General features: G+C 64.7%; 13 protein-coding genes and 1 tRNA gene. 8 read left to right on the top strand and 6 right to left on the bottom strand.

What is annotated here, in order from left to right; translation table 11 throughout:
- Nucleotides 1-131: 131 nt before the first annotated feature.
- The 4 genes from BHK69_RS03435 (at nt 132) to BHK69_RS03420 (ending at nt 5,605) form a co-directional block, all read left to right on the top strand.
- Nucleotides 132-959 carry a phosphodiesterase gene (locus tag BHK69_RS03435; protein ID WP_069688884.1) on the top strand — a complete coding sequence of 276 codons (828 nt, stop codon included), beginning with the start codon at nt 132-134 and terminating at the stop codon, nt 957-959.
- Nucleotides 960-1,074: 115 nt separating this feature from the next.
- On the top strand, nt 1,075-2,511 hold the full coding sequence (locus BHK69_RS03430; RefSeq protein WP_069688883.1) for a homospermidine synthase: 1,437 nt from the start codon (nt 1,075-1,077) through the stop codon (nt 2,509-2,511).
- Between the two features lie 89 nt (nt 2,512-2,600).
- Nucleotides 2,601-3,728 (top strand): tetratricopeptide repeat protein, encoded by a 1,128-nt coding sequence (locus BHK69_RS03425; RefSeq protein WP_069688882.1) that lies wholly within the window; start codon nt 2,601-2,603, stop codon nt 3,726-3,728.
- Nucleotides 3,713-5,605 carry a tetratricopeptide repeat protein gene (locus BHK69_RS03420; protein ID WP_083269096.1) on the top strand — a complete coding sequence of 631 codons (1,893 nt, stop codon included), beginning with the start codon at nt 3,713-3,715 and terminating at the stop codon, nt 5,603-5,605. Before BHK69_RS03425 ends, BHK69_RS03420 begins: the two co-directional genes overlap by 16 nt.
- 238 nt (nt 5,606-5,843) lie before the next feature.
- On the opposite strand, the gene BHK69_RS03415 is transcribed toward BHK69_RS03420, so the two are convergent.
- The 5 genes from BHK69_RS03415 to BHK69_RS03395 form a co-directional block, all read right to left on the bottom strand.
- A complete protein-coding gene (locus tag BHK69_RS03415; RefSeq protein ID WP_069688880.1) occupies nt 5,844-7,247 on the bottom strand; it encodes an MFS transporter in 1,404 nt (467 codons plus the stop codon).
- Nucleotides 7,244-7,915 carry an LON peptidase substrate-binding domain-containing protein gene (locus BHK69_RS03410; RefSeq protein WP_069688879.1) on the bottom strand — a complete coding sequence of 224 codons (672 nt, stop codon included), beginning with the start codon at nt 7,913-7,915 and terminating at the stop codon, nt 7,244-7,246. Before BHK69_RS03410 ends, BHK69_RS03415 begins: the two co-directional genes overlap by 4 nt.
- A gap of 56 nt (nt 7,916-7,971) precedes the next feature.
- Nucleotides 7,972-8,871 (bottom strand): thioredoxin, encoded by a 900-nt coding sequence (gene trxA, locus BHK69_RS03405; protein WP_069688878.1) that lies wholly within the window; start codon nt 8,869-8,871, stop codon nt 7,972-7,974.
- A gap of 494 nt (nt 8,872-9,365) precedes the next feature.
- Nucleotides 9,366-9,965 (bottom strand): prolyl-tRNA synthetase associated domain-containing protein, encoded by a 600-nt coding sequence (locus BHK69_RS03400; protein WP_069688877.1) that lies wholly within the window; start codon nt 9,963-9,965, stop codon nt 9,366-9,368.
- The gene (locus BHK69_RS03395) at nt 9,965-10,663 is read right to left on the bottom strand and encodes a DUF2459 domain-containing protein (RefSeq protein WP_158516152.1); all 699 of its coding nucleotides are present in this window, start codon (nt 10,661-10,663) and stop codon (nt 9,965-9,967) included. Before BHK69_RS03395 ends, BHK69_RS03400 begins: the two co-directional genes overlap by 1 nt.
- 200 nt (nt 10,664-10,863) lie before the next feature.
- Between BHK69_RS03395 and BHK69_RS03390 the strand changes: the two genes are divergently transcribed.
- Nucleotides 10,864-10,938, top strand: a tRNA-Gly gene (locus BHK69_RS03390).
- 152 nt (nt 10,939-11,090) lie between these two features.
- On the opposite strand, the gene BHK69_RS03385 is transcribed toward BHK69_RS03390, so the two are convergent.
- Nucleotides 11,091-11,984 (bottom strand): HNH endonuclease, encoded by an 894-nt coding sequence (locus BHK69_RS03385; RefSeq protein WP_069693341.1) that lies wholly within the window; start codon nt 11,982-11,984, stop codon nt 11,091-11,093.
- A gap of 293 nt (nt 11,985-12,277) precedes the next feature.
- Here BHK69_RS03385 and BHK69_RS03380 point away from each other — a divergent pair, with 293 nt between their 5' ends.
- From BHK69_RS03380 to BHK69_RS03370, 3 genes are read left to right on the top strand one after another with little or no spacing between them, the layout of a single operon-like run.
- Entirely contained in the window at nt 12,278-13,546 is a 1,269-nt protein-coding gene (locus BHK69_RS03380; protein ID WP_069688875.1) for an ABC-three component system protein, read from the top strand.
- On the top strand, nt 13,543-14,064 hold the full coding sequence (locus tag BHK69_RS03375) for a three component ABC system middle component (RefSeq protein ID WP_069688874.1): 522 nt from the start codon (nt 13,543-13,545) through the stop codon (nt 14,062-14,064). The genes BHK69_RS03380 and BHK69_RS03375 overlap by 4 nt, the downstream gene beginning before the upstream one ends.
- The gene (locus tag BHK69_RS03370) at nt 14,064-15,983 is read left to right on the top strand and encodes a DUF3732 domain-containing protein (RefSeq protein ID WP_069688873.1); all 1,920 of its coding nucleotides are present in this window, start codon (nt 14,064-14,066) and stop codon (nt 15,981-15,983) included. The genes BHK69_RS03375 and BHK69_RS03370 overlap by 1 nt, the downstream gene beginning before the upstream one ends.
- The last annotated feature ends 528 nt before the right edge of the window (nt 15,984-16,511 follow it).

Raw genomic sequence — 16,511 nt, 5'->3', positions numbered from 1 at the left:
CCGCGCACAACCGTCATGCTCGCCCTTGTGGCGAGCATCCACGTCTTGAACACCAGCCTCGGCAGACGAAGACGTGGATGGTCGGGACAAGCCCGACCATGACGGCGCAGCTGCCATCTCAGAGACCAGCCATGCTCATCGCCCATATCACCGACCTGCATATCCGCCCGCGCGGCAAGCCGGCCTATCGCGTCTCGGAGACCAATGCGTTGACCGAGCGCGCGCTCGATGCGGTCGCAAGCCTGCGGCCGCGGCCCGACGTCCTCGTCATCACCGGGGACCTGACGGATTGCGGGCTGGCCGAGGAGTATGAGTTGCTGCAGAGCTTGCTGAGCCGGCTCGATATGCCGGTTCTGCTATTGCCGGGCAATCACGACCGCCGCGAGACGCTGCTCGCCGGGCTGAAGCTCGATCCGCATACCCTGCGTGATGGCGGCTTCATCCAGTTCGTTGCCGATCTTGGGCCGATGCGCCTGATCGGCTTGGACACGCTGGTGCCGGGGCAGAGCTTTGGCGGGCTCTGCTCGGCGCGGCTTGCCGTGCTCGAACAGGCCCTGGCCGAGGCGCAGGGCAAGCCGGTGGCGATCTTCATGCACCACCCGCCCTTCGATTGCGGCATCGCGCATATGGATGCGATCCGCCTCCTGGAAGGCGCGGCGGATTTCGCCGCCATCGTTGCGCGCCATCCCAATGTCGAGCGCATCGTCTGCGGCCATCACCACCGGCCGATCGTGACGCGCTTCGCCGGCACCATCGCGCAGATCGCGCCCAGCGTGACGCATCAGGTCACGCTCGATCTGAGCGATGACGGTGCGGCGACCTTCCATATGGAGCCGGCGGCCTATCTGCTGCATAGCTGGCGCGAGGGCGCGGGTTTCGTCAGTCACACCGCTTATGTCGAGCGTTTCGCGGGGCCGTATCCCTTCGTGCTCGATGCCGATTATCCCGGAGCCCATTAGCAAAACCGGCCGGTCAGGATTTGACTCAGGGAGCGCTTCCCCCCTACGAGCCGGCGATGGCCATGCAAGGCCATTTCCACCAACGACGCGCAATCGCGAAGGAGACAACCCGAGAATGAGCAACTGGCCTGTACACGGAAAGATCACCGGCCCGATCGTGATGATCGGCTTCGGCTCCATCGGCCGCGGCACGCTGCCGCTGATCGAACGGCATTTCGAGTACGACCGGTCGCGCTTCGTGGTGATCGCGCCCGACGATGCCGATCGTGACCTGCTCGACGAGCGTGGCATCCGCTTCATTCAGGAGGCGGTGACGCAGGAGAACTACAAGACGCTGCTGGAGCCGCTGCTCACGACCGGCGGCGGCCAGGGCTTCTGCGTCAACCTGTCGGTCGATACCGGCTCGCTCGACATCATGCAGTTCTGCTCCGATCTCGGCGCCCTCTATATCGACACCGTCAACGAGCCCTGGCTCGGCTTCTATTTCGACCACAGCAAGGGCGCGGCCGAGCGCTCCAACTATGCGCTGCGCGAGGCGACGATCGGCGCCAAGCATGCCCGCCCGGCCGGCACGACCACGGCGGTCTCCTGCTGCGGGGCCAATCCCGGCATGGTGTCCTGGTTCGTCAAGCAGGGCCTGCTCAACATCGCCGCCGATCTCGGCTTGCAGGTGGCTGAGCCGACGACGCGCGAGGAGTGGGGCAAGCTCGCCCAGCAGGTCGGCGTCAAGGGCATCCATATCGCCGAGCGCGACACGCAGCGCGCCAAGCACCCCAAGCCCCGTGGCGTCTTCGTCAACACCTGGTCGGTCGAGGGCTTCGTCTCCGAGGGCATGCAGCCGGCCGAGCTCGGCTGGGGTACGCATGAGACCTGGATGCCGGAGAACGGCCGCGAGCACGAGGCCGGCTGCAAGGCCGCGATCTATCTGCTCCAGCCCGGCGCCAACACCCGCGTCCGGTCGTGGTGCCCGACGCCGGGGCCGCAATACGGCTTCCTGGTGACCCATAACGAGTCGATCTCGATCGCCGACTATTTCACCGTGCGCGACGAGAAGGGCCAAGCCGTCTACCGGCCGACCTGCCATTACGCCTATCACCCGGCCAATGACGCCGTGCTCTCGCTGCACGAGATGTTCGGCAATGCCGGCCAGGTGCAGGAGGAGCAGCACATCCTCGAGGAGGACGAGATCGTCGACGGCATCGACGAGCTCGGCGTGCTGCTCTACGGCCATGCGAAGGGCGCCTATTGGTATGGCTCGCAGCTTTCCGTCGAGGAGACGCGCCGGATCGCGCCCTACCAGAACGCCACCGGCATGCAGGTGACCTCGGCCGTGCTCGCCGGCATGGTCTGGGCGCTGGAGAATCCGAAGGCCGGCATCGTCGAGGCCGACGAGATGGATTTCCGCCGCTGCCTCGAAGTGCAGTTGCCCTATCTCGGTCCGGTCACCGGCGCCTATACCGACTGGACGCCGCTCGACGGCCGCCCGGGCTTCTTCCCCGAGGACATCGACGAGAGCGATCCCTGGCAGTTCCGGAACATCCTGGTGCGGTGAGACGCGCTATCATGGGTCGGCCGCGCTCGCTGGAGACGCGGCCGACCCTCTCCCCAAAATCGCCGTCTTTCGCCGCTTGCTTGGGAATCATGCTGCGCCTGGCCTGGCTATGCCTTGCGGTTTCGCTCGCGCTCGCTGCGCCGGCGAGCGCCGCTCCCGATCTCGCAGAGTTGCAGCGCCGCGCTGATGGCGGCGATGCGGCGGCCTTGTTCGCGCTCGGAAAAGCCTATCAGCACGGCCTGGATGTGCGCCACGACCAGCAGAAGGCGCTGGCCTATTACCGCCGCGCCGCGGCGCTCGATCACTGGCCTTCGGTCAATAATCTCGCCGCCGCCTATGAACGCGGCGACGGCGTTCGCACTGACGCCAGCCAGGCGCTCGCGCTTTACGAGCGGGCCGCGGCGGCGGGCTATGCCGTCGCACAATACAATCTGGCGGCTGCCCTGCTGAAGGCGCGTCCCGGTGATGTTGAGACCGAGCGTCGTGCCGCCGGGCTGCTGCGCCAGGCGGCCGAGCAAGGCCATGTCAACGCCGAGCGCGGGCTCGCCGAACTGCTCCAGAACGGTCGCGGCGTCGCGCGCGATCCGGCTCAGGCCGTCGACTGGCTGCGCAAGGCGGCGGCTGCCGGCTGCGCCCCGGCCAAGACCTCGCTGGCGCTCGCCTATCAGCGCGGGCTCGGCCTGCCCATCGATCTTTCCGTCGCGGTCGCGCTCTATCGCGAGGCGGCCGAGGCCGGAGACCCGGCAGCGCAGTATAATCTCGGCCTGCGCTATGCGCGCGGCGAAGGCGTTGCCCGCGACGATGCCGCCGCGCTCGGCTGGTTCCGCAAGGCGGCCGACCAGGATTTCGCCTATTCGCTCAATGCGCTCGGCGTCATGCATATGCGCGGAACCGTGGTGGCGCAGAATCTCGGCGAGGCGCTGCGGCTGTTCCGTCTCTCCGCCGAGCGCGGCAATGTCGACGGCCAGACCAATCTCGGCGCCTTCTACCGGGACGGCACCCGCGTCGCGGCCGATCCGGTGCAGGCATTGATGTGGCTGACATTGGCTGCCGCGCAGAACGGTGCGGATGCGCGCAGCGCCCTCGACGGGCTGAAGCCGAAGCTGACGCCGGCGCAGATCCGCAAGGGCGAGGAGATGGCACGCCGCTGGCGCCCGCGCCCGGCGGCTCCCGGTAGCGGCGCCACAACCCAGGAGAGGGCATGCGAGAACGAGTGAAGCGTGTGCGCCTGATTGGCCCGGCCATACTGCTCGCATCGACAGCCCTGCTGCTCGGGCTGGGCGCGGCGCAGACCGCATCTGCCCAGAGCAGCCGCGAGGCGCGCGCCTGTTTCTCGGCGCGCGACGAGGCCGGGCTGTGGAAGCATTGCCGCGCCACTGTCGGCATCGCGCGGGAGGCGCCGGCGATCCGAGCGCGGGCGCATGGCCGTCTTGCCGATCTGTTTCGCCAGCGCGGCGACCAGGAGCGGGCGATCCAGGAGCTGAACGCGGCGATCGCGCTCGACCCCGACACTCTGCGCTATGTCTCCAACCGGGCCGTGGCCTATTCCTACAAGGGCGAGCGCGACCGGGCGATCGCCGATTACGGCCTGATCATCGCGCGCGATCCGCGCAACTCGCTGCATTACTTCAACCGTGGCGTCGAATATGCCGATGGCCGCGAATTCGATCTCGCCATCGCGGATTTCAGCGAGGCCGTCCGGCTCAAGCCCGATTTCCACGAGGCCTATGACAATCGCGGCGCTGCCCTCTTCCTCAAGCGGGATTTCACGGCTGCCGAGGCGGATTTCGACAAGGCCCTGACGCTGGACCCGAAATTCGCCAATGCCCGCTATAATCGCGGCGTGCTGCGCCTTGAGCAGGGCCGGCTCGACGACGCCCTGAAGGATCTCGACGAGGCGGTCAGGCTCGTGCCGCAGGATGCCTCGGTGCATGTCAAGCGCGGCAAGGTGCTGGCCCTGAAGGGCGACGACCAGCGCGCGGTCGCCGAATTCTCGCAAACCCTGCGCCTGGCGCCGGGCTCGACCGAGGCCCTGCAATTGCGGGCCGAGGCGGCCTTGCGCTTGAAGGAGCCGGCGCGCGCCGTGGCCGACTACACCAATCTGCTGCGCTTGCGCCCGACTGACGCCGCCGTGCTCACCGGGCGCGGCGAGGCCTATCGGAGGAGCGGCGATCTCGACCGCGCCATCCTCGATTTCAACGATGCGGTGCGGCTGGCGCCGCAGGCCTCGCCAGGCCTTGTCGGCCGGTCCCAGGCCAAGGCGCAGCGCGGCGATCTCGATGGCGCCCTTGCCGATGCGCAGGCGGCGCTCGCGCTCGATCCGGCATCGCCCGGCGCTCTCACGGCGCGCGCGAGCGTCCTGGTGCAGCGGGATCGCGCCGAGGAAGCACTCGTCGATCTCGACAAGGCCCTGCTGCGCGCGCCCGACACGGTCGAGGCGCTGCGCCTGCGCGCCGAGATCCTGACCCGCCAGCAGAAGGTCGATCAGGCGCTGGCCGATTACGACTACCTGATCGCCCGCGAGCCGGCGAATTCGCGGCTCTACTGGTCGCGCGCCTTCCTGCGCGCCAGGCTCGATGATTTCGACCGCGCCATCGCCGATCTCGGCCGCGTGCTGGAGCTGGATCCGGGCAACCCCGGCGCCGTGCTGTTCGAGCGGGCGCGGCTGCGCGCCCGCAAGGGTGACACCGAGGCGGCGATCGCCGATTTCAACGCCGTGATCGATATCGGCCAGGCCAGGCTCGCCGCGGCCTTTTACGAGCGCGGAAGATTGATGGCGGATAAGGACGATTTTGCGGCGGCGCTGGCCGATGTCGACAGGGCGCTGGCGCGCGGGGTGGACGAGGCAACGGCGCATAATCTCAGGGCCTGGTCATTGTTCAAGCTCGGCCGCGCCACCGAGGCCCTGTCATCCGCCGACAGCGCTGTGGCGAAGGCGCCGAGCGCGGCCTATGCCTATGACACGCGCGGCCATGTCCGCGAGGCGCTCGGCCGCCGGGACGAGGCGATCGCCGATTACCAGCGCGCGCTCGAACTCGATCCGCAGCTCCAGGAGGCGCGCGAGGCGCTCGGGCGGCTGGGCTTGTCGCCTTGAGAGTCGACCGCTCCGCAGCGGTGATGGGCGCGGGGAACCCTTCTCCTGTAAGGAGAAGGGCAGGGATGAGGTGTCGGCCCCTTGACCAGTAACGCGCCGAGCCAACCGCGCGCGACGGTGAGGGCTCGGCCTCTCCGGGTAACGGCCGACACCTCACCCTGCCCTCTCCTTACAGGAGAGGGTTCTGCCGCGAGGTTCCCGCGTCATTCGACTTCGATGCAAGGGTTCCCCGCGCCCTTCAGCCGCCGCGTCGTGTCGGCGCCTGAACGCCGGCCAGCAGCGCCCCGCCTGCCAGGAAGAAGGCGATCAGCACGGCCAGGCCGGCGCGCTGGCTGTCGAAGATCGTTGTCGCCAGCGCCACCAGCGTCGGCCCCATGAAGGATGTCACCTTCCCCGAAAGCGCGAACAGCCCGAAGAACTCGCCGACGCGGCCCTCGGGCGCGATCCGCGCCATCAGGCTGCGCGAGGAGGCCTGCAAGGGGCCGGCGACGAGGCCGATCAGGAGCCCCAGGCCGAGATAGACCCGCTCCGGCAGCGAGGCGAAGAGGCCGTCGCCGGGCGTGGCGGGAGCCGCAGTGACCACGAAGAGGATATGGTCACGCCCGAGCGAGAGGATGCCGAGGCAGGCCAGCAGCAGGCAGGCGATCGCTCCCAGCACCACGGGCTTGCCGCCGATCGCGTCGTCGAGCTTGCCGCCCAGCCAGGCGCCGAGCGTGCCGGTGACGGTGAGCAGGATGCCGAAGATGCCGAGCTCGATGGTCTGCCAGCCGAAGACGCCGGCAGCATAGATGCCGCCAAAGGCGAAGAGCGCGACCAGCGCATCCTGATAGATCATATTGGCGAGCAGGAAGCGGCCGAGCGAGGGCAGGCGCGGCAATTCGGTAAGCGTCGCTTTCAGCCGGCCGACGCCACCCTTGGCCGCTTCGCCGAGCCGCATGCCGGTCTTGGCCGAATCCGGCGTCAACCAGAACATCGGCGTGACGAAGACGATGAACCAGAGCGCCGTGAGCGGTCCGGAGAAGCGGTCGCCCTCGCGAGAGGCAACGTCGAGACCCAGGATCGGCGTCAGCCCTGCCAGGGTCTTGCCCGTCTGCGGGTCGGCTGCAAGCAAGGCCAGCGTGATCGCCAGGGAGAGCAGGCCGCCGAGATAGCCGATCGCCCAGCCGGTGCCCGAGAGCCAGCCCAATCGCTCCGGCGGGACGAGCCGCGTCATCATCGCATTGTTGAAGGTGGTGGCGAATTCGGCGCCGATCGTGGCGATGACGAAGCCGGCCAGCGCGATCGGCACCGCTGAGGCTGCGCCCGGCACCGCGAACCAAAGCATGCCGGAGCCGAGCACCAGCAGCGCCCCGAAGGTCGCGATCCAGGGTTTGCGCGGGCCGGTGCGGTCGGCGATGCCGCCGAGCAGCGGCGAGAGCAGGGCGATGCACAACCCGGCGAAGCCGGTCGCATAGCCCCAGAGCGCCTGGCCCGCGATCGGGTCCGAGGCCAAAGCAGCCGCAAAGAAGGGCGCGAAGACGAAGGTGGTGATCAGGGTGAAGAAGGGTTGGGCCGCCCAATCGAAGAACAGCCAGGCCGTGACGGCGCGGCGGGGCGGATAGCTGATGGTTTGCGCATCCGCGCTCGCGACGGCCAGGTTCACTGCAGCGTGGTCTCCGGGGCGCCGCCGCCGCGCGCGATCTCGATCTCGGTGATCGCGACCAGCACCTCGGCGCGGTTCTTCAGGCTGGGCGCCTCCAGCAGCGCCTGTTTTTCGCGCGGGCCGAAGGGGCACATCATCGAGAGCGCGTTGACCAGCGCCTCGTTGGGCGCCTCATTGACGCCCTTCCAGTCGATCTTGAGCTCATTGGCCTTGGCGAAGGCGCGCAGCGCCTTGAGCAGGCCGTTGCGATCGACCTCGTCCTCGCCGGCCCGGGCGGTGAAGTCGATCAGGAAATCGTCATAGGAGATCCGGGCCTGGCGATAGGCCGTGGTGACCGAGAGCTCCTCGACGATCCGGAAGCGGCTGATCCCGGTCAGCGTCAGCACATAGCGATCGTCGCCGGTCTCGGCGAATTGCGTGATCCGCCCGAGGCAGCCGACCTGGAGCAGGCCGGGCTCGCCGGTCTGGCGGCCGTTCTCGGGCTCGGGCTGGATCATGCCGATGACGCGATGCGTGCGGATCGCGTCATCGACCATGGCGAGGTAGCGCGGCTCGAAGATGTTGAGCGGCATCTGCCCGCGCGGCAGGAGCAGGGCGCCGGCCAGCGGGAAGACAGGGATCACCAGCGGGCAATCCTCGGCTCCGTTGTAGACGGCATTCATGCCCATCTGCGGTGGCTCCTTGATACTCAGAGATCTTGGATGCTTGCGAGATCCCGGACGGCTTACGAGAACAGCAGGGTCGAGAGCTTGCGGCGGCCGGCCTGGCTGTTCTCGTCCATCGGGCCCCAGGCCTCGAAGAACTGCAGCAACTGCTTGCGCGCGCCGTCGTCGTTCCAGGCTCTATCGGCCTTGATGATGGCGATCAGATGATCGACCGCCTCCTCGCGCCGGTCGCGGGCATTCAGCGCCACGGCGAGGTCGAAACGGGCCTGGTGGTCTTTCGGGTCGGCCGCGACCTTGGCTTCCAATTCGGCGGTGTCGCCGAGCGAGGCTGCCTGTTCGGCGAGCTCGATCGCGGCGCGGACCGTGGCGATCGCCGGGTCGGCCGCCTTGGCTTCTGGCGTCATGGCCAGGATGCCCTTGGCGCCTTCGAGATCGCCCATGTCGAGATGCAGGCGGGCGAGGCCAGCGATGGCGGCGAGATTCTCGGGCTCGAGTTCGAGGACCCCGGCATAGAGTTCGCTCGCACCAGCGGCGTCTCCGGTCTCGACGGCGGCCTGGGCGGCCGCGATCAACTCCTCGGCCTCGCCGGGCCCCACCGGCCCGACCAGCTTCTCGATGAAGGCCTTGACCTGGCTTTCGGGCTGCGCGCCCATGAAACCGTCGATCGGCTGGCCCTGCTTGAAGGCGATCACGGCGGGAATCGACTGGATGCCGAGCTGGCCGGGGATCTGCGGGTGCTCGTCGATGTTCATCTTGACGAGCTTGACCTTGCCCTTGGCGTCCTTGACCGCCTTCTCGATGATCGGGGTCAATTGCTTGCAGGGGCCGCACCAGGGCGCCCAGAAGTCGACGAGCACGGGCTGTGTCATCGATTCGGTCACGACATCCTGGCGGAACGCTTGCGTCGTGGTGTCCTTGATCAGGCCGGGTTGTTCGGCCGCATCGCCATTGACCAGCATGGGTCGTCCTTCGTCGCTATCAGGTCGTCGGAATTAGGTGGACCGGGCCATTGCCGCAATCCCGCCCATAGATGGGGAGGATGAGCGCTTCTGTCCATCGGGAGGCAAGAGCAGGATGCGAAAAAGGTGGGGGTCGGTTTTTCGCATCGATCCTGCTCTCATTCTTGGATCCCATCTGAAATCATCCAGCTCCAGCGTCTGAGGGTTTCAGCGGGCGGGGACGCAATGAGACAGGCGCGGGGAACCCTTCTCCCGGATGGGAGAAGGGCAGGGATGAGGGCCTGCCGCTGATTATTGGGGCGAGACTGAGCCGCAGTGCCGGCTTCATCCTGAAAGCCCAGGAGACGAAGCGGAGCCGCTTGTGCGATCTGGTTGTCTGGCCTGCCCTCATCCCTGCCCTTCTCACTGAACTCGGGCCTGCCCGAGTTCAGCATCCAGAGTGTCGAAGTCGGGTAGACCCGACTTCGATGCGGGAGAAGGGTTCCCCGCGCCCTTCATTCGGCACTTCGCTTCATCTCGCCCGCGAGGGGAGAGCCGTGCATCAGGCCCGCGGCCTGCCCCGGAATGACGGCGTGGTTCAAGCTGACATCATCCGGCACCGGCAAATCGACGATCAGGGGCTCATGGCCGGTGCCGCGCAGGAAGGCGAGCATATCGTCGCGGCCGATGCGCAGCGTCGCGGTGTTGATCAGCGGGTGGAAATTCATCTCGCCGCCGGTCATCAGATTGGCGTCGAGCACCATGGTGACCTCGCGGCCGCGGTCGTTGATCACGGCGAAGGCGGTGACCGAGCCCGGCGTGACGCCGAGCTTCTCCAGCAGCAATTCGGCCGAGCCGAAGGACAGCCGCCCGCTCGCGCCGATCACCTCATGCAGGCGCTTCAGGTCGATGCGGGCGTTCTCGCGTGCCGAGACCAGGAAGAGCCGGCCCTTCTTGTCCTTGAGGAACAGATTCTTGGAGTGCAGGCCGGGAACCTTGCCGCGCAGCGACGCCGATTCCTCGACCGTGAACACGGCCTGATGGTCGAGCCGGTGGAAGGAAAGGCCCTGGGCGGAGAGATGGGCGCAGAGTTCGTCTGGGGTTAGAGGAGTCATCACGGCCTCGCTACGACTGGAGCTTTCCAGCTCAGCGACCACATGAGCGATTGCGCCAGCGGCGTCCACAGTCCGACAGGCAATCCAGCCTTGCGCAGGCCTTCGCCGACCCAGACATTGCAACTGCGCAACAGCCAGAAGCGATCGCGCCCCCGCAGGAACGCATCGCCCAGGCCGTGCGTGAGCCCCTCCAGCACGATCGGCGACCCGCCGGGTCCGTATTGCAGGCTCTGCTCGATATGATCGACGAGGGCCCGGTAGCCCGCCTGCGTGACGTTGAGGCTGAGAAGGTTCGGACCCGCCCGGACGGCTGCAACCGGCTGCACATGCACGACCGAGGCGTCGAAGGCGGCAGCCTTCAGAAGCAGGCGCGGCGACAGGTCGGTGATCGCGCCGAGTTCGGTATAGGCGCTCTGCGAACCCCAGCCGAAGGCGATCATTGGCGCGTCCGAAGCTGCGCGGGTGATCGGTGACGCCTCAAGCAGCGGCCGCCAGTCCCTGATCGCGGTGACTGATGGCACCAGGATATCGGTATGGAAGCCGTTGGTCGCGACATGGATCGTCACGACATCGTCCCGGGACGGCTGCGCGGCGGAGCCATAGGGCAGTGCACCGAGAAGCAGGGCGAATCCCGATGCCAGCGCAAGAGCGAGCGTGCCGAACAATGCGTTTCGCACAGCGCGAAGGGGTGCATTCAAACCACCGTCAATTCGGCCTTTCGTCGCCATAATTCTCATTATTTCAGGATGTTATCTTGCTTTTGCGCGTGGTCGACAGGCGGCGGCCCAGCGCTTATTCAAGGCGGTGCGCGAAGATTTGCAACAAGAGGCTTGCACTGGCTCCGGCTTTGAGGCAATAAGCCGGCCTCGCGCCGGCAACGACGCGACCATGTCCGGACGCGGGAGTAGCTCAGGGGTAGAGCACAACCTTGCCAAGGTTGGGGTCGAGGGTTCGAATCCCTTCTCCCGCTCCAGGACATTCTAACATCGAAGACTGCCAAAGGCGCCGGGTTTCCTGGCGCTTTTTGCTTTTTGGGGCCGCGAGCGAGCCGGAGACCGGCGCGGCTTTTCGAAAGTCCGCGGTTGCCGCGTGGCTACAAGATCAGGCGACGTCCTCGGCGCGATCTCACTGCTTGAAGCAGTTCTCGCGGTGCCACTGCAGGAAAGGTGGGTGCGGTCGCTCGCGCAGCTGCATCGGCGCGAAGGCGCGTCCCGTTCTGTTGATGAAGCTACGAATCCCATCCGGGTCGTTGGCTTGGCGCGATACCAGGATGTCGAGATCGTCGGACAGGCTGATGAGGCCACGGTCGAACATCCAATGAGCTGTGCCCGAGAGGGCGATGCCGTTGCTGACGATGTCGGGACCATGTGCCGCAACGGGGCGGATATGGGCGGCTGCGACCTCGGCGCGTCCGCCGCCATTGATGAGCTTCAGCCCAGTCACCGCGCAGCGCTCGTCATAGGCGCGCAGGACGACACGCCGGAACACCCGATCACGAACCAGCCGCGACGTGATCAGCGTCAGCCGTTCGCGCTCCTGGTCGAACGCGAAGGGCGTCTGCTCCTCGGCGAAGCCGGAAAGGGGCTGATCGACGCGCGGGAGCAGGGTCTCGTGCTCGTCGAGGCCGAGAGCCAGGATACGATCGAAGTCGATCGGCGAGATTGCGCGCACGGCCGCCTGGGCTCGGCCCGATATCTGCCCCTGTTCGTTCAGGATGCCGCGTTCGACGACGCCATTAACATCGGTGAATGGGACAGGACGGGCGAAGTCGAGATAGCTGTCTGGCTCGATGATCGCGATGAACATGTTAGGCGCGGCAGGATCCGGGATCACCTGCTGAACCCTGGCAACGGCGAAATATCCGCGCGTCTCGGCGACCTTGCGCGGCTCGTAATAGATGATCCAGCCGCCAATACAGGCCTGCACGCGGCCGAGATACTGGCGCGGGAACTGATAGCGCTCGGCGGGGCTGTCGTCGTAGATCGAATCGTGACGGAGGATGAAGACGCCGAAAGCCATGAGCACCTTATAGCGCGACATGCAGGGCTGGCGAGACAGATCCGATAACCTGCTTCGGCAGTGCGCCACATGAGCCGACTTTGGACCGATGTCTGAAAGCGGACCTTTTGGGACCGCCTCCGGCCAATACCTGAAATCCGAAGCACGCTAAAAGATGTAGCTGTAAACTTCGCGGCTAATTTGGTTAGGGAGGTGCCGTCAGCGTTTGCGGTTGACCGGTGAACCCATGATCGGCGAAGCTTCACTGACGCTGGAGTTGTGTTAGTGCGATTCCGATCGGACGGGCTAACCCAATGAGCGACCTTAGTTACTCTAAGTTTTCAGCCGGCGACTCGATGCTTGGCTACATCTATCAATGCGAATATGCGCTCTATCACCTGCTCGATCGCGACAGGCTGACCGTCCAGATCTCGATTGAAACGGTCGATGACGTTGTCGTCCAAGGCGCACAGGGCTCCCCCGAGGAACTCCTCCAGCTCAAACTCCATCGACAGACGCCGGGCCGCGCGGTTCGCAGCATCACAGATCGACATGAGGACCTTTGGAAGACGCTGCGGGTGTGGTCTAGCCATATCAAGGGCGGTTTAGATCCGTCCGAGACGAGCTTCATTCTGATGACGACCTCGCCCAGAGGGGGCGATGTGGAATCTGTTGCCCATTCCCTGGCGCCCAAGGGCGGAGACCTGAAGCGAGACCCAACCAAGGCGCTCAACCGACTCGAAACGCTGGCGGCCGAGATTTCCAATGACGCGGATTTGTCAGATGCCGGAGCGCTGAAGAAGGGTGCCGAGGCTTTTCTCCTCTTGCCGGCCGAAAAGCGGATACGCCTAGTCAACAACATGACGATTATGAGCTCGTCGCCTGCAATCATCGATCTTAGAAAGAAGATCGATCAACGCTTGCGCGCCTCGGGCGGAACCGACGAGGTTCATCCCCAGTTTGTCGAAGGCATCGTGGGTTGGTGGTATGGCGCGTGCATCCAGCACCTGGAGGGCAAAGGCGGCCGTCCCATCCCCTTCGAGGCCCTGGAGCGAAAGATCGCCGAGTTGTCCCAAGCCCTCAACTTGTCGGGGCTGCCCCGTTATGACACCGATGAGGTCTTGGACGAAACTCAGGTCGCGACACTCCGTGAGCGGACGTTTGTCCAACAAATTCTCGCCGTTGGCCATCACGTGGACGGCGAGATGATGGCGTCGGCGATGCTCGACTTCTACAAGGCCGACGCCCATCGCAAACGCTGGATCGAAGACTTCCGTGTCGATCTGGCTGACCTCAATCGGTTCGAAAGCGATCTTCGCGGCGCCTGGAGCGTGCATTTTGGTACGGCCGAAACCGAATGCGACGATTGTGCCCGCAACTCTGAACCGGAAAAGGCCTATCAAAAACTCGGCCAGAGGGTACTCAAGGACACACTGGGCACAGCGCCGGTTGGCTTGAAGGGGTTTAACGCCTCGTTCCTAACGCGCGGCTCCTACCATATCCTCGCCAGCGGCGATCGGCCGGCGATCGGGTGGCATCCTCACTGGAAAGGGCGCTTTGGAGTTGGGAAACCACTGTCATGAGGCCGCCTTTCCCCAAGTGGGCGCAGCGCTCGGCCGACTACGGCAATCTCTTCAACCCGGCCTTCCTCATGTTCGTGCTCGGCGCGGCCTGCCGCGGGTTCGAGGCTGAGCAAAAGGACGTGAGCGAGGCGCGCGAGCTTGGCATGCCTTTCTCCCTGCTCTTTCTGGTCGCGCCGTTGGCCTTGAGTCCAGAGTTCAACGAAGCGCGCCCAAGCCGCCTGGCCGGCAGCTTGGTAAGTTGGTCGAAAAAGCACCCGGCGATTGCCGCCAATATGTCAGTGGCGGCCTATTCGCTCGTTCCGGCGGTTCGTGAAGCGATTGTGTATGGGCTGCGCGCTGAACACATCCGAGCCGGGGATGGGGGACGCTTTCGTAAGGGCGCCGCGCACGGAGCGCTTGAGCTGGATGTCCGTACCGCCCTTGCAGGTCATCTGAACAACGCTGGCTTCGCGGGCCGCTGGTTGGCCAAGAGCGGAGCAACGGCCTCCATTCTCGAAGCCTTTGGCCTAAGGCCCTAATGATGCAAATTCGTCGAATTATCCTATATAGCCACCGTGGTTTGATCCGGGACCTGCCCTTCAACCTGGGCAAGGTGAACATCGTCACCGGCCCTAGCGAGCGGGGCAAGTCGGCCATTCTAGCGATCATCGACTACTGCCTGGGCGCCCGCCAGCTAGGCGTGCCAGCCGGCGTGATCCAGGATTCCGTGGCTTGGTACGGCCTGGAGCTGGACTTCAACGGTGAGCGACTGTTCGTTGCCCGCCCCGGCGTTGACTCCTCCAAGCGCGCCAGCCCGCTGTGGCACATCGCGCCGGGCGGGTTCAGCCAGGTTCCGCCGATTGAAGATCTACAGCCCAGCTATAAGCGGGACGATCTGCTCGACCGAATCAGCGCCAAGCTTGGGATTGGCGCGACTCTGATCCCTCGCGCCGACGGAGAGGTCTCGCGCAAGAAGCTGACCTTCAGGTCGGGGATCATCTATTCCCTGCAAAAGCAGAACGAGATCGCCAACCCCGATCTGTTTTTCCACCGCCAAAGCGATCCCAGCATCGCCCAACTCGTCCGCGACACCCTCCCCTACTACCTTGGGGCGATCAACGAAGATGTCATAGCCAAACAGGCGGACCTTAAGGCAAAGCGCAAGCGGCAGCGAGACCTCCAAAAACAGTTGGACAAGGCGGCGACGGCCGAAGCGCGCCGCGATGACGAAGCCGCCTACTTGATAGCCGAGGCCCAGCAATGCGGCTTACTGGCCGGCGATCTCGCGCGGTCAGCCACACCCGATAACCTCCACCAATTGCTCGAACAGGCCGAACAGTTCAGTCGATCCCAGACCGAAATGGCGGGTAGCGACCAGTTGGCCGTGCTGGCGCGGCAAATCGCCGAGCTGGATCGTCGCCGCGACAGTCTCAAGCGGCAGATTGGATCCCTGGAGGAGTTCGAGTCCGACCAAGATCAGGTCTATGGTTCGGCAAACGAGCAGCGGCGCCGGCTAAGGAGCCTTGAGCTAATCAGAGACCATGACGTGGATGGACAGTTCTGCCCGCTCTGCCAGGCCGATATGGTCGTCCCGCCTCCGAAGGCTTTGGAACTTCGACGTTCGTTGCAGGTACTCGATCACGAGCTTGGTTTCGTCGTGCTCGATCGCACCCAAGTTCAGGAAGCGTTGGTCGAGCGCCGCACCCAACTGACGGACGTCAACGATCAGATGGCCGCGGCGCGCGCCCAAATTCTAAGGCTGCGCGACGAGGATGTTCGGGTGCGCGGGACTCTGGAGCACCGCAACACGACCTCCAGGGTGGGCGGCATGATCCAGATGTTCCTGCGCGTGGCCTCCACAAGTGGCGACGAGGACCGAGCCAGCTTGAGCATGGAGATAGCCGCCCTTCAGTCGGCGATCGAGGAGTTGGAAGAAGAAACAGATTTCACTAGCCTTAAGACCAAGACCGCGACCTTCTTGGGCAGCATCGGAGGCGTCATCACCCGCTGGGCCCAGGCGCTTGGCTTGGGCTATTCGAAGGGCCTGCTGACTTTCGACATCCGCGGCCCCTATCTGGTGAACGAAACAGAACAGGGCACGGTCAATTTTTCCCGCTTCGGAAGCGGCAAGAACTGGGTCTGGTATCACCTATTGGGCCACATGGCGCTCCACAGCTGGTTCATCCAAAGGGGCCGTCCGACACTGCGATTTCTGGCGATCGACCAGCCTTCTCAAGTCTATTTCCCAGGTGGACAAGCGACCGACGCGGAAACCGACTTTGAAGAGGTACGCCGGATTTACCATTGGCTGATCGAGACCACGCGATCGCTCGACGGTGCCTTCCAGGTGATCCTGACCGACCACGCCCGCTTTCCCGACGATCCCGCGTTCGTCTCTCACGTCGCGCATGATTGGTGGGAGGCGGATGGCGCACTTATCCCGGCGGACTGGGTTTAGGGCGAGGATAAGTTTTGCTTGCGGACGCAGCCGCGCGACGTAAGCACGCGCCATAGGACTAAGCCGTTCTTGGACTCTGGGTGAGCGCCCGGAAGCGGACCTTTGCGATGCTCCCGACCCAATGCAGACCTACCGAGCGGCCTCACGCATCTGGCGGTGCCCCGAAAGCAAGTTGGCTAGTTCCGGGAACAGCACCTCGAATTGATCTTAGGCCTCGGATAACATTCCAAAATATGCAGCAATAGCTACATATTTCTGAATATATCCTAACAATAATTCATGATATCTTCTGAGATATACAGAATAATATGATCACCTGTCCAAATTCTAAATATCAAAGTATCATAAAATGCGGCGTTGTCTAAGACAATTTGTGCTTACGAAACTACTATCCTACAATATCTCAGTAAAATAGTGACACACGCTGGGTGCTCTTGTTATTTTTAAATCAGCTTACGTCGGATAATGATATCGATAGCGTCCCGCGGCACGAGAAGGGAATGGCGTCATCAGCCCGGATCTGGAAAG

The organism is Bosea vaviloviae (genome assembly GCF_001741865.1).
Taxonomy (GTDB): Bacteria; Pseudomonadota; Alphaproteobacteria; order Rhizobiales; family Beijerinckiaceae; genus Allobosea; species Allobosea vaviloviae.
This window is presented reverse-complemented; position numbering and strand designations above follow the sequence as displayed.